General features: G+C 40.0%; 15 protein-coding genes. 5 read left to right on the top strand and 10 right to left on the bottom strand.

The genetic code is table 11. From position 1 onward, the window contains the following. Window positions 1-14: 14 nt before the first annotated feature. Genes groL through groES form a run of 3 tightly spaced genes read right to left on the bottom strand, consistent with a single transcriptional unit; the run spans window position 15 to window position 2,359 of the window. Window positions 15-1,640, bottom strand: coding sequence for a chaperonin GroEL (gene groL / locus QE404_RS13210; RefSeq protein ID WP_307451177.1), 1,626 nt, complete (start codon window positions 1,638-1,640; stop codon window positions 15-17). 54 nt (window positions 1,641-1,694) lie between these two features. Then, window positions 1,695-2,054 (bottom strand): four helix bundle protein, encoded by a 360-nt coding sequence (locus QE404_RS13205; RefSeq protein ID WP_307451176.1) that lies wholly within the window; start codon window positions 2,052-2,054, stop codon window positions 1,695-1,697. Between the two features lie 26 nt (window positions 2,055-2,080). Then, the gene (groES, locus tag QE404_RS13200) at window positions 2,081-2,359 is read right to left on the bottom strand and encodes a co-chaperone GroES (protein WP_100075570.1); all 279 of its coding nucleotides are present in this window, start codon (window positions 2,357-2,359) and stop codon (window positions 2,081-2,083) included. Window positions 2,360-2,571: 212 nt separating this feature from the next. Here groES and QE404_RS13195 point away from each other — a divergent pair, with 212 nt between their 5' ends. Further along, window positions 2,572-3,126, top strand: coding sequence for a hypothetical protein (locus QE404_RS13195; RefSeq protein WP_307451173.1), 555 nt, complete (start codon window positions 2,572-2,574; stop codon window positions 3,124-3,126). Window positions 3,127-3,164: 38 nt separating this feature from the next. Here the strand turns inward: QE404_RS13195 and QE404_RS13190 are convergent, their stop codons facing one another. Together QE404_RS13190 and QE404_RS13185 are read right to left on the bottom strand one after the other, a co-directional pair. After that, window positions 3,165-5,549: a M1 family metallopeptidase gene (locus QE404_RS13190; protein WP_307451171.1), complete on the bottom strand. Its 2,385-nt coding sequence runs from the start codon at window positions 5,547-5,549 to the stop codon at window positions 3,165-3,167. Between the two features lie 67 nt (window positions 5,550-5,616). Further along, complete coding sequence (locus QE404_RS13185; protein ID WP_307451169.1) at window positions 5,617-6,195, bottom strand: HupE/UreJ family protein; 579 nt, start codon at window positions 6,193-6,195, stop codon at window positions 5,617-5,619. A 67-nt stretch (window positions 6,196-6,262) separates the two neighbouring features. Here QE404_RS13185 and QE404_RS13180 point away from each other — a divergent pair, with 67 nt between their 5' ends. From QE404_RS13180 to QE404_RS13170, 3 genes are read left to right on the top strand one after another with little or no spacing between them, the layout of a single operon-like run. After that, window positions 6,263-6,514, top strand: a complete 252-nt coding sequence (locus QE404_RS13180; RefSeq protein WP_100075566.1) for a hypothetical protein — start codon at window positions 6,263-6,265, stop codon at window positions 6,512-6,514. Beyond that, window positions 6,490-6,792, top strand: a complete 303-nt coding sequence (locus QE404_RS13175; protein WP_307451167.1) for a hypothetical protein — start codon at window positions 6,490-6,492, stop codon at window positions 6,790-6,792. The genes QE404_RS13180 and QE404_RS13175 overlap by 25 nt, the downstream gene beginning before the upstream one ends. Continuing rightward, entirely contained in the window at window positions 6,789-7,289 is a 501-nt protein-coding gene (locus tag QE404_RS13170) for a DUF6702 family protein (protein ID WP_307451165.1), read from the top strand. The genes QE404_RS13175 and QE404_RS13170 overlap by 4 nt, the downstream gene beginning before the upstream one ends. A gap of 37 nt (window positions 7,290-7,326) precedes the next feature. On the opposite strand, the gene QE404_RS13165 is transcribed toward QE404_RS13170, so the two are convergent. From QE404_RS13165 to radA, 5 genes are read right to left on the bottom strand one after another with little or no spacing between them, the layout of a single operon-like run. Beyond that, the gene (locus QE404_RS13165; RefSeq protein WP_307451163.1) at window positions 7,327-7,923 is read right to left on the bottom strand and encodes an acyl carrier protein phosphodiesterase; all 597 of its coding nucleotides are present in this window, start codon (window positions 7,921-7,923) and stop codon (window positions 7,327-7,329) included. Then, window positions 7,920-8,627: a VanW family protein gene (locus QE404_RS13160; protein WP_307451161.1), complete on the bottom strand. Its 708-nt coding sequence runs from the start codon at window positions 8,625-8,627 to the stop codon at window positions 7,920-7,922. The genes QE404_RS13165 and QE404_RS13160 overlap by 4 nt, the downstream gene beginning before the upstream one ends. Further along, the gene (locus QE404_RS13155) at window positions 8,624-9,292 is read right to left on the bottom strand and encodes a class I SAM-dependent DNA methyltransferase (RefSeq protein WP_307451159.1); all 669 of its coding nucleotides are present in this window, start codon (window positions 9,290-9,292) and stop codon (window positions 8,624-8,626) included. The genes QE404_RS13160 and QE404_RS13155 overlap by 4 nt, the downstream gene beginning before the upstream one ends. Before the next feature lie 22 nt (window positions 9,293-9,314). Continuing rightward, entirely contained in the window at window positions 9,315-10,862 is a 1,548-nt protein-coding gene (locus QE404_RS13150) for a M12 family metallo-peptidase (RefSeq protein ID WP_307451157.1), read from the bottom strand. Between the two features lie 60 nt (window positions 10,863-10,922). Beyond that, window positions 10,923-12,272: a DNA repair protein RadA gene (radA, locus tag QE404_RS13145; RefSeq protein ID WP_307451156.1), complete on the bottom strand. Its 1,350-nt coding sequence runs from the start codon at window positions 12,270-12,272 to the stop codon at window positions 10,923-10,925. A 502-nt stretch (window positions 12,273-12,774) separates the two neighbouring features. Here radA and QE404_RS13140 point away from each other — a divergent pair. Further along, a complete protein-coding gene (locus QE404_RS13140) occupies window positions 12,775-13,344 on the top strand; it encodes a YceI family protein (RefSeq protein WP_307451154.1) in 570 nt (189 codons plus the stop codon). Window positions 13,345-13,511 lie beyond the last annotated feature (167 nt).

Genomic DNA, 13,511 nt, shown 5'->3' with positions numbered 1-13,511 from the left:
TCAGCGACACGCCATTACATCATTCCCGGCATTCCGCCACCCATTGGCATAGCTGGTTCGTCTTTTTTCACTTCAGTGATCACACATTCAGTGGTTAAAAGCATTCCGGATACAGAAGCAGCGTTTTCAAGGGCTACTCTTGTTACTTTCGTAGGGTCGATGATTCCTGCTTCAAGCATGTTTACGTATTCGTCAGTTTTTGCGTTGTATCCGAAGTCACCCTGTCCTTCTGCTACTTTAGCAACGATTACGGAACCTTCGCCTCCGGCGTTGGCGACGATTTGTCTTAATGGCTCTTCAATCGCTCTTTTTACGATCTTCATCCCTGTAGTTTCGTCAGCATTGGCTCCGGAAAGGTTGTCAAGGGAAGAGATGGCTCTTACCAAAGCAACACCACCACCGGCTACGATACCTTCTTCTACAGCAGCTCTCGTTGCGTGAAGAGCATCATCAACTCTGTCTTTTTTCTCCTTCATTTCCACTTCGGAAGCAGCTCCTACGTAAAGAACGGCAACACCACCGGCTAGTTTAGCCAGTCTTTCCTGAAGTTTTTCTCTGTCGTAGTCGGAAGTTGTAGTTTCCATCTGAGCTTTGATCTGGTTTACTCTTCCTTTGATCTTGCTCTCTTCACCGCCACCGTTCACTACGGTTGTATTGTCTTTATCAATGGTTACTTTCTCAGCAGTTCCCAGCATATCCAGGGAGATGTTCTCCATCGTGAAGCCCTGCTCTTCTGAAATTACCTGACCTCCTGTTAAGATCGCGATATCTTCCAGCATCGCTTTTCTTCTGTCTCCGAATCCAGGCGCTTTTACAGCAGCGATTTTCAGGGAACCTCTTAATTTGTTCACCACTAGAGTAGCCAAAGCTTCACCTTCAACTTCTTCAGAAATGATCAGTAAAGATTTACCTCCCTGAGCGATCGGCTCAAGTACAGGAAGCAATTCTTTCATGGAAGAGATTTTCTTCTCAACCAAAAGGATGTATGGGTTTTCCAGTTCGGCCACCATTTTTTCAGGGTTGGTTACGAAATACGGAGACTGGTATCCTCTGTCAAACTGCATTCCTTCTACAACGTCTACCGTTGTATCGATCCCTTTTGCTTCTTCTACCGTGATGACCCCTTCTTTACCTACTTTCCCGAATGCTTCAGCGATCAGGGAACCGATGGTTTCATCGTTGTTGGCAGAAACGGAAGCTACCTGCTTGATTTTATCGGTAGAATCTCCTACTGCCTGAGACTGAGACTTAAGGTTTTCCACAACTACAGCTACCGCTTTGTCGATCCCTCTCTTAAGATCCATTGGGTTAGCACCTGCAGCAACGTTCTTAAGGCCTTCTCTTACGATTGCCTGTGCCAGAACGGTAGCGGTAGTCGTACCGTCTCCTGCGATGTCATTGGTTTTGGAAGCTACTTCCTTCACCATCTGCGCACCCATGTTTTCCACTTTATCTTCCAGTTCGATCTCTTTCGCTACAGAAACCCCGTCTTTCGTTACATGCGGTGCCCCGAAAGATTTTTCGATCACTACATTTCTTCCTTTTGGACCTAAGGTTACTTTCACTGCATTAGCCAATGCATCAACCCCTCTTTTTAAAGCGTCTCTCGACTCGATATCGAATTTTATTTCTTTTGCCATTTTTTTAAGCTTTAAGCTTCAGGCTGTAAGCAGTATGCTCTTACCTGTAAGCAGTTAATTATTATTTAATAATCTTTTTCTAAGTTGTATAAGTTTTTGTCTGACGATATTCAGTTTTGGATTGAGGTACAGTAAGTTGTCTTCAGAACAGAATCCCAGATCACACGCGAGGAAAAGCAAATATTCAGTTTCGTTCGTTGAACCGATGCTGATCTCTAAAAATCTTGCAAATTCTTTATCGGTAGATCTTCCACAACCTTCTGCAATATTGGTCGGAGTGGAAACCGATGCTCTTCTGATTTGAGAGGTTAAACCAAAAAGTTCTGATTTTGGAAAATTTTCTGAAATGGTATAAATTTCTTTGACCAGCTCATGGGTCATTTTCCAGGTTTCATATCTTTTGTAGTCTCTCATTGCCTACTGCCTCAAGCGTACGGCTTTTAGCCGATAACTCCTAATAAATCAGATTCCTTTACAATTAAATAATCTTTCCCGTCCAGTTTCAATTCAGAACCGGAGTATTTTCCGTAAAGAACTTTGTCACCTACCTGAACCGTTGTTGGCTCATCTTTCTTACCCGGGCCTACTGCCACTACGGTACCTTCCTGTGGTTTTTCTTTGGCGGTGTCCGGAATAATAATCCCTGAAGCGGTCTTTGTTTCTGCAGCGATAGGCTCTACAAGAACTCTGTCTGCTAATGGTTTAAAGTTTACTGACATAATATATTTAATTTTTTTAATTATTCTATCCTGTACTTCTCTAAATATATGCCAAGCTTCCCAAAAGAAAAATTTGGCAGGATTTTCATTGCCGGTGTGAAAATTTGGCAGACAAATTTTTATTGGTGAAATTGAAATAATTATATCGAAATATGTTTTGTATTTCGGATTAAATTATATTTTTGCAAAATCATTATAAAAAACTGAATTAAATGAGAAAAACTCTATTATTGGCTGCAATGAGCCTATGCAGCATCAGCATGTATTCACAGACTGCTCAGGAACCGGAATTTATCGGCGAATGTTTATTGCTGAAACCGGATCAGTCTACGGTATTGCTTGAAAAACACACCACGCAAACACGTTCTGCCATGAATGCGGGAATGGTGATCACCGGTTTCGGAAGTGTCAAATCCAAACTGCAAATTGACGGATGCTGTTCTTCCACTAAGGTCAGATCGGGCGATGACATCCAGTTCATCGTGCGTGCTGTAGATAACAATACGGACCCGATGGCCATCGTCAAGATTTTTGAGTTCGATTCCAACAAGAAATTCAGAAGGGCGGAAATGGCTTCTGTCAATACCTTCGGAACTATGAAGACGAACAAGCTGCATTACCTTAACTTCACCGGGAAGAAGTACGGACAGAATTCCTATCTGATCACGTTGAAGGATAAGCCTCCGGGTGAATACGGGATTACGGTAACCAACCCTAATTCCCTGGATGAGAAAAGCACCATCATTGCTACATTCTCTATTTTATAAAATAGAAAACGGCTAATATCAATTAGCCGTTTTTTTAATTAGTTCTTCTTTCCTGCCGCCTGCATCGGGTTTACTTTCCCACTGGAAGCACCTCTGGCAGATCCGCCATCCTGCTTCTGCTTGAACAGCTGGAATTTGGTAGTTTCACCTGATGTACCATCGTTGCTCCAGAAGTTGTTGGAGGTATCAATATCTGCGGTTTCCCTCATTGGGTCCAGCTGAATGGACTTCAGTTTTTTATCAAAATAATAAGTCTTTGAAGTTTTCTGTTCATTCAGCCTCCAGATCTGTGCAGAAGATTTATCATAGAGCTTTGTGCCGTCTTCGAAGGTAAATTCAAGGATAATAGGCATCACAAGCCCGCCTTTGTTGACAAAATCGATCTGATAGGCCGTCAGGTTTTTGAATTTCTCTTTGTCTTTGCTGTCCAGAGCTTCACTGCCATCCATTTTAAGGGCATATTCTTTATTGGTGTCTACTTTCTCCTGTCCTCTGTCATACCGGTAATAGAAATCCTGAACCTGCTTATCGGTGTCTGCATAGAACGTGATGTTTTTGTCCTGCCTGTTCCTGATTTTTGAAATGTCCTCAAAATCATTCTGCAAAGGTTTGTCGGTTTTATATTTTACTTCTTTGCTTTCCTTTGGTGGGGTATCGAAGTCCGGTGTGGCTACGGTTACTTTGTCAATCGCGATATCTACAGGGTCCGTTCCGTAGAACCAGCCTCTCCAGAACCAGTCAAGGTCCTCGCCGCTCGCATCTTCCATGGTCCTGAAAAAGTCTGCCGGTTCAGGATGCCTGAACGCCCATCTTTTGGAATAGGTTTTAAATGCTTTATCAAACAGCTCCCTTCCCATAATGGTTTCACGAAGGATGTTCAGCCCTGTGGCAGGTTTTGAATAGGCATTCGGTCCGAACTGGACGATGTTTTCAGAATTGCTCATGATAGGCTCCAGCTGGTCTTTGGGAAGCTTCATATAATCCACGATTGTCCATGCCGGACCTCTTTTGGAAGGGAATTTATTGTCCCAGCGTTCTTCGGTAAGGTATTCCACAAAAGTATTCAGGCCTTCGTCCATCCATGACCATTGCCTCTCGTCTGAGTTGATGATCATAGGGAAGAAGTTATGTCCTACCTCATGGATCACCACACCCAGCATTCCGTTCTTAATTCCTTCCGAATAGGTGCCGTCTTTTTCCGTCCTGCCGTAGTTGAAGCAGATCATAGGATATTCCATCCCGTTCGCCGCTTCCACCGACTGGGCTACCGGATAAGGATACGGAATTGTAAATTCTGAATAGGTTTTAATGGTATGAGCTACAGCTTTGGTGGAAAATTTCCTGTACAATGCATAAGACTCCTTCGGATAGAAGCTCATTGCCATTACTTTATTATTGTTTTCAGGAATAGTAACGCCCATTCCGTCCCATATAAATTTTCTTGAAGATGTCCAGGCGAAATCCCTTACGTCATTGGCTTCAAAGCTCCAGGTTTTTCTCTGCTTGGAATGGTTTTTCTCCGCCTTTTTCGCTTCATCCAGTGTTACAATCTCAACAGGTTCGCTAGAAGTCTTCGATCTATTGTACCTGGCCAGTTGATCGGCCGTTAAGACCTGACTGTAGTTTTTACACTCCCCGGTACCGCCTACCACGTGGTCTGCCGGAACATTCATGGAGACTTTAAAGTTCCCGAAAACCAGGGCAAATTCGCCTCTTCCGGTGAACTGATGGTTCTGCCATCCGTGGAAATCACTGTAAACACACATCCTGGGATACCATTGCGTCATGGTATACAGGTCGTTCCCGTCTTCTGCGAAGTTTTCATAGCCTCCGCGGCCGCCCATTTTGATTCTGTTGGGAATATTATAGTTCCAGTCGATCTTAAAGACCAGTTTTTCTCCTTTTTTCAGGACTTTCGGCAGGTCTATACGCATCATGGTCTGGTTGACCATATATTTCAGTGGAGTACCGGCTGCATCGGTCACTTTTTCAAGGTTTACACCGTAGCCGTTATCTTTCACCGGAAGTTCCGTTGCTCTCAGCTGCTGGTCATTGGCAGCTTTGGCCAGGGTGGAAGGGTAGGGGAAATCAGCTTTTTTTACGGTTGACTGCTGGTTTTCATCCAGCTGAAGCCAGATGTAATCCAGGTCGTCCGGAGAATTATTGTAGTAGGTAATCGTTTCAGATCCCTTTAAATTCCTTTTGTCTTCATCCAGATAGGCTGAGATATCATAGTCAGCCCTGTTCTGCCAGTAGCCGTGTCCCGGTGCTCCGGATGCCGTACGGTATATATTCGGCGTAGGGAGGATGGTTCCCAGCTGCTCGAATTTATTTCCATGGTTGCTGCCGGGGTTATTCTGAATATTCTGAGCGGTTACACCGGCACCGACCAGTACGGAAAGTACGGTAATCTTTAACTTCATGACCAAAATTGTTTAAGGATGTTCAAATATAATAATAAGTAGTTGAAAAATCGGAAATGTTTCAGCGTTAGAACGGAATTCTTTCCAAAGCCATTTTCAGGGATAGGGCAAATACGCCTGAAGAAACAAACAGGACCCAGTCTTTCTGGTTGACCTTAAAGATTTTAATCAGGATGAACAGCAGGATCAGAATGCCGAAAACAATAGCGATCTGTCCCAGTTCCAGGCCGATATTAAAACCTAACAGCGGAACGGCAATGCTCTGGCTTTTGGCGATCATCACCCGCGCTGTATTGGCAAAGCCCATACCGTGAATAAGGCCGAAGATCAGCGCCAGATAATAATTGGCTTTCATCAGCATCTGCTTTTTATTCTTCATCAGGATATTGTCCAGGGAAGTGATGACAATCGTCAGCGGAATTAAAAATTCCACCCAGGCGGAGTTGATCCTTACGATATCAAATGTGCTCAATGCCAGTGTAATGGAATGCCCGATGGTGAACGCCGTTACCAGGATCAGGATTTTTTTAAGGTCGTTAAAAGAATAGACGGCAATTAAGGCCAGTACAAAAAGCTGATGATCAAGGGCGTCCAGTGAAATGATGTGTTCCCAGCCCAGGTTCAGGTAAAATAAAAAGTCCTGCATTGTTAAATGATTTTTTGGAAATGCGATGATACAAAATTTATTTTAACTTTGTTGAAAATACATCGTCATGACAGTGAATATAGAACTTGAAAATGCAGAAGATTTCCCATTCATCAAAGAGCTTCTGGAAAAACTGAAGGGCGTGAAATCTGTTTCTGTACAGGAGGATGAAGAGTTTTATGAAGACGGTACGCCTAAATGGTTTATTGAACGGCTGGCTGATTATGCAGATCGCCTGGAAGAAAAGGACATGATTTCTGAAGAAGAGTTTTTCAAATATGTAGATGATCAGATATGCAGGTTGAACTCTCAAAAATAGCTAAACAAACCTTACGTGAAGAAATCGAATTTCTTGAAAAGACCTGGAGTAATAAAGAAATTGTAGCATTTCTCCATGATATTAAGCGTGTTTCTGCTGTTTTAAAAGAAGGGCACTTCAAACGTTATCCAATATATTCCAGAGATATCCGTTCCGCACTCATCGGTAAAAAACATGTGCGGATGTTTTTCAGAATGGAAAATCCCCATACTATTAGAGTCCTTCTCTTTTTCGACATGAGGCAGGACCCGCAAAAAATTATTGATTTATTAGCATGAAAAAAGCCCTTTTATTATTTTCTTTTCTGTTTTTCCTTTTTTCGTTCACTGCCGGAAAGCATCCTTACCATGTAGGTTCTGTAGAGATCAATTACAACCAGAAGTCAGGGACTTTTGAGGTAACGGGACGTTTTTTCCTGGATGACCTGGAGAACGGGCTGAACAAAAAATACGGTAACGCACTCCATTTTAACGATCCGGCTTATAAAGCCAGGCTGAATGAAGCCCTGAAAAATTACAGCGCAGAATACTTTAAACTGAAAACCAATAACAAATTTCTAAAGGTCAATTTCGTAGGCTATGAAGAAGACCATGAATCGGTTAATATCTATCTGGAATCTGAATCGGTAACGAATCCTAAGAAAGTGGAGGCTGCAGTGAGTTTCCTCTATAATTTATTTGATGACCAGATCAATATTGTGCACATTATTGTAGGAGGACTGCGAAAAAGTGAAAAACTGACGTATCCAAACCGATATTTATACCAGCAGTTTTGATATTTCGGCGGCTGTCCGGAGAACAGCCGCCGAAATATCAGCGACTTTCTAATTGAAGCAATGCATTAATCCCTTCCGCATGGGCTTTGAGATCAGGAAAAAAGTCATTGTAGTATTGCTGCAAAAGCGCCTTATGTTTCAGGAACAGTTCAAAAACAGGAATGGTTTTATCCAGATATTTAGCTTTATTCAATACATTCTGCATGCTGAACTTTATGCCCTGGTCATTGCGGTAATGATAGAGCCAGTCATCCTGTTCCATCCTGCTTAACATACGCCTGAAATTTTCCGGAAGCCATTCATTATGCTCATTCAGTACCTTATATACATGCAGGGAATGTTTCTTCCATTCCGGGGAATTGTGGAGCGCAGTATCATTAGCGATAAAATAATCCATGCTAACGTCTACAAAAGCCCCTGCATACAATCTTACCAGCGGACTGAATATTTTTTTTGCCTCATGAATCACAGGATGCGCATCGGTAAAGGTATCAATTTCCCTGTGCAGTGTAATTCCGTCCTGAATATCTTTCGGGAAAGAAAAGCGGTCCTTGTTCCGGATGAAGTCCGCCAGGAACTGACCGACAATCTGTCCGTCGGAGAAGGTGAGGAAGGAATGCGCAAGGTAATTCATAAACGAGTATAAAAATTTTTAAACAAAAATTTATTATTGCTGAGTGTCTCTACCCAGACTCCTTTTTCGGTTTCGGACTTTCTGAAATCGATGGTGTTTAACTCAAGTTCATTTTGAGAAATAAGATTAAGGGAAAGTCTTTCATCACCTACGAAACACTTCAGCTGAACGGGAAACGAATACGGATTTTGAATCTGCAGATCTTTATAGCCATAAACAACAGTGCAGTCTGAACCTAATGGTGTAAAACGTTCATGTTCTTTATAAATGTCCATTGAATGCGGGAACCTTTCAAGAATTCTCAGACCGGATTGCAGGGCCATAAAATATAAAATCGAGGAAAACTGGCAGATCCCACCACCGAAATCACTCGAAATTTGAGTTTTAATTAAATTTCTTCCTTCTTTAAATCCATTCTTTTTATTGGGTTTTCCAACCAACTTCCAGAAAGAAAAAACTTCATTAGAATTAATTATCAGATGGTTAATTTTTTCTCCAACAATTTTTAAGTTATGAACTTTATTTTCACGAAATTCACTTTTTTTAATGATTTGGTGAAGTTGAATTTCATATTTTCCAATTTTATCCGGGCTGTAATTTTTAGAATAAGAATATTGGGTTTTGCTTTCATCAAAATGCCTTTGCAATAATTTCAACTGCATTTTCCAATGATGGGGGAGCCATTTTCTTAATTGCTGTCTCATATCTTTTCAAGAATAACAATTTGATAAGAAGCCCAGTTTTTCAGGAACGTTTTACACAATAAAATATCCAGAGGCAGAAAATGTTTTCTTAAACCATTAGGAATTCTGTGAATTGGAAACAGTAAAATTCCAATCGTGTTTTTTATTTTCCATCTTTTTTCAGATAATTTAGAAATTTCTTTTGGTGTAAAACGGTTTTCAGCATGCCAATCTTCCTGTGAAGAAACAACTTTTCGCCGTTTTTTCGTCGGATAGTCGAAAATTAGAGTTCCTTTTTTATTTAATTTCGAATAGCATTCATCTAAAAAAGCTTCTGTTTCCTTTTTGTTTTGGTGCATAATGACGTGAAGGCAGAAAATACAGTCAAATTCATCAGTAAAAGGAATTTTTGAAATTTCTCCTTTTTCCAATTTTTTATGAGGATACTTCTGCCGTGCAATATGCAACATTTCTTCACTGAAATCTGTACCGTGAGTTGCAAAATTCAATAATCTTCCGGTCCCGCAGCCTAAATCTAAAACTTTAGAGTATTTTCTATCCTTAAAGAAATCCGTTAAAAAATTTCTTTCCTGCCGATCAATATATTGTCCATATGAATTAGCGAATCGGTTTTGATCATACATTTCTGCAAGACTGTCATAATATCTGAGAACGCTTGTTTTCATGGTTGAAAAAAAGAAGTGATTTTTATTGTGCTTTATTAATAATAAATTTTTTACTTCCGATTTTTACATTATGTTCATCATTTATCACTAGAATGTATTCGCCTTGAGATATTCCTGTTAGATCAATTTTTTTATTTTCACTAGTCAATACTAGTTGACCAATTGCATTGAAAATTTTGAATGAAAGCTTTTTATCACCATCTATAACTACATTTATCTCATCTTTGGCCGGATTTGGGAATATTATAAAATCTTTAATGTTGGAAATATTTTCTTCTGTACTAAGAGATGAGTTGGAAGGCATAAAATTGGCAACCATGCAAGCAAATCGAGAAAAAGCGAAAGCCTCGTCGCTTGAATTTGGATCTCCTATAGGGATCCCCATAGGTTCTAAATTATAATTTATATTAGGATTTGACCATCGGTTAAGCTTTGTACAGTTGAAGCCATTTGCGGCACATTCATCATTGTATGTCATGAGAGTTCTCCATCTTTTAGAAGGAGATCCTGCCATTCCTAAATTAATAGCAGTTCTATTAATATAGCCGTGCTGATGAATACAAGGAATATCGAATGTATCCATATATCGGTCATGTCTCAGACCCATATTATGGCCTAGTTCATGTGCCAAAGTATAATTAGTAAGTACACAATTATAAATCGTAGTTGAGAACCCTTGTGTATTACTATATCCGGTCGGATCAATATTAATATAGGCTAAACCACATGTTGTAACTGGCCCGGCAGTAACTAGTGCACATAAGTCTGCTCCAAAAGTTGTTCTTAAATCGTGAATATCATCCATATAGCCATCATCATCAGCTTTAAACCTCATCAGATCTGTAGCAATATCTCCTGATTCAACATAGCCAGTTTCTCCTGAATATACCAAATTAATATTTACATTAGTTATTCCTGAATTGAGCAATGATATATTAAAATTGGTAATGGCTGTAGCAATCATTGAATTACTTTGCGCTGTTCCTCCCCAGTTGATGCGTGAATTCCAGGTATAAATAACCATGACGTCAATTGTTGACATAGGACAAATAGGAGTTGTTTCTAAACAGATACTCGGACTGTGTTTATTGGAACTTGCTAAATCACCAAGAAAATAATCATCTTTAGAATCCTGACTTATTATTTTTGATTCATTCACTAAAGACATTGCGAAAATATTGCCATTTGTTTGATGAAAAACAACTTTTTCTTCGCTGCCTGACGAATACATCCCTGTTACTATATTATTATATCTTGAAAGAACGAATTCTGCATTGGGTTCATTATCAATAGAATAAACGTAAGATTCGCTTTTGTTTCCATATTTGAAAATTCGTGTAAATCTCGCAGTGATTAATTTATTTGTCGGTAATAAAATCTGCAAATCCGATTTTAGATCAAATGTAGGTTGTGAATAATATTTTGTTTGTGTATAACTTGAAGCAAGCCCTGGACTAACTTTTTGATTAGAATTAAGATCGTTTTCATTAACTAAATTACTGAAAAGCCTATTCTGAGCAAATAAGAATGTGCTAAAAAGAATTACGAAAGCAGTAAAATTTATTTTCATGATTTGTTTTAGAGTAAGGTTGTAGCTTTACAAATATAACTATTAATCTGTAGATTACAATTAAAAAAGTCTTTCATGAAAATCTTCAATCTTGCTCACTTCTTCAATCTTAATCCCGAATTTTTTCTTCGGAAGTTTATTGAGATTGGAAATGAAGATTTTCTCATAACCTAACTTTTCGGCTTCAGTAATCCTTTGTTCAGCCTGTGCAATCGGACGGATCTCCCCGCTAAGCCCGATTTCCCCCGCAAAGCAGTAATGTTCAGATACCGCAATATCCTCATTGGAAGACAGGATAGAGGCAACAACCGCCAGGTCCAGTGCCGGATCGTCCGTTTTTATGCCTCCGGTAATATTCAGGAAGACATCTTTGGCTCCCAGCTGGAAACCTGCTCTTTTTTCCAGGACAGCCAGAAGCATATTCAGTCTCTTGGCGTCAAATCCGGTGGAGCTTCTTTGGGGCGTTCCGTATACAGCGGTGCTCACCAGTGCCTGGATTTCCAGCAGCATCGGCCGGTTACCCTCCAGTGTTACGGCTACCGAATTTCCGGAAAGTTCCTCAGATTTTTTGGTGATCAGGATCTCAGAAGGATTTTTGATTTCTTTTAGTCCCTGCGAAACCATTTCATAGATTCCGATCTCGGCAGTGGAACCGAAACGGTTTTTATTAGCCCTCAGCAGCCTGAAAAGGTGGTTACGGTCACCATCGAAGTTCAGGACCACATCCACCATATGTTCCAATACCTTTGGGCCTGCAATCTGTCCGTCTTTGGTGATATGTCCAACCAGAAATACCGGTGTATTGTTTTCTTTAGCGTATTTAATAATCTCATTGGAGCATTCCCTGATCTGCGATACCGTTCCCGGTGAACTTTCGATAAGCTGCGACTGCAACGTCTGTATGGAATCGATGATGATAAAGTCAGGGTCCAGCTTTTTCGCTTCCTGAAGTATTTTTTCCAGTGAAGTTTCTGTATAGAGAAAGCAGTTGGGGTTTTGGATTTCTGTTAGCCTGTCGGCCCTCATTTTAATCTGAGAAGCACTTTCCTCACCTGATACATAGAAGATCTTTTTCTTCATCTTCAGGGCCAGCTGCAGAAGCAGGGTCGACTTTCCGATCCCCGGTTCACCCCCGATGAGTGTCACCGATCCCAGGACAATTCCTCCGCCCAGAACCCTGTTAAGCTCTTCGGACGGGGTTTTAATTCGCGGTTCCTCACTGGTTTCCACTTCTATGATGTTGATGACATGCTGTTTTGACCTGGCGGAAGGAAGGCTCCTGTTAGACGGTTTTTCAATAACTTCCTCCACTAAAGTATTCCATTGCCCGCAGCTTTTGCACTGCCCCATCCACTGGGAGTATTGTGCACCGCAGTTCTGACAGAAATATGCTGTTCTTAATTTTGCCATACTGCGAAGTTCAAAATTTTTTTTGGATTTCTGTTTGGGATTTTAGTTAATTTTCATCATGAAAACTATTTTTTAAAGCTTGATTATTTTTGGGTAATGTCCTTTTGTAGTGCCCTATTTACTGACAGGGCTATAAAATTTTTAAAATTACCGGGAGGCAGCTACGGAATGTATTCTTTATTATCCTGATATGTTGTTCGATAATTATTATAATAGGATTGTCAACAATAGTTATTTTTTAGAAAAAGCTATTATACCATATCAAGAGCTGCAATTTTATTTGAAATCATTTATTTGCTATCCTTAATGATTCAAGGAAATAATCCATTTGCTTATTTTTAAAATCCTGATGATCGCTTTGGCCATATTTTGTATCATATGCCTGCGTCATGCGCTGTACTCAAAAATAATTTCACCAGCATCAAAAAAATAACATACATCAAGACGAGATCCTATTCGCCCGCATACCTTTGCATCAATAATTTAATCAAAAAAAATTACAATGAAAAAGGTATTTTTAACTTTTGTATTTGCACTTTTAAGTGTGGTAGGTTTTGCCCAGACTGTCTGGCAGGTAGACCCAATGCATTCTTCTGTTAATTTCAACATCAAGCATATGGGGATCAGTTTTGTGCAGGGAAGGTTTGATAAGTTCGACGGGAAAGTGACAACTCAGGGGAACAGCATTGATGGTGCTTCCATGTCTTTTATGGTAGACGTGAATTCTATCAACACCAATGTTGAAATGAGAGACAAGCATTTGAAAAGTGCCGATTTCTTTGATGCAGAAAAATATCCGCAGATGACTTTTGAATCAACTTCCATTACCAAAGGAAAGAATAATTCATATGTATTGAAAGGGAAACTGAAGATTAAAGATGTCGTTAAGGAAGTTAGTGTTCCGGTAACATTTGGAGGAATTACCAAAAACCAGCAGGGAAAAGAAGTATTAGGTTTCCAGACCGCATTTAAAGTAAACCGTCTGGATTATAATATTAAATATGATCCTACAGGGGCAGGAGTTGCAAAAGATGTTGATGTTAATCTATATTTTGAATTAATCAGACAATAGTTTTCATAAATTAATTTAGTTTAGTAAAAGGTTTTCATTTTTGAAAACCTTTTTTTATGCACTGATGGCCTGAACTTCCGGACAGATCAGCCCTTCCCGATAATAATTCCAGTTTTTCTTTCGATTTAAAAGCTCAACACAATTGCTTTGTATTTCTTTTTCCCATA

The sequence above is a fragment of the Chryseobacterium camelliae genome (assembly GCF_030818575.1).
GTDB classification, from domain to species: Bacteria; Bacteroidota; Bacteroidia; order Flavobacteriales; family Weeksellaceae; genus Chryseobacterium; species Chryseobacterium camelliae_A.
This window is presented reverse-complemented; position numbering and strand designations above follow the sequence as displayed.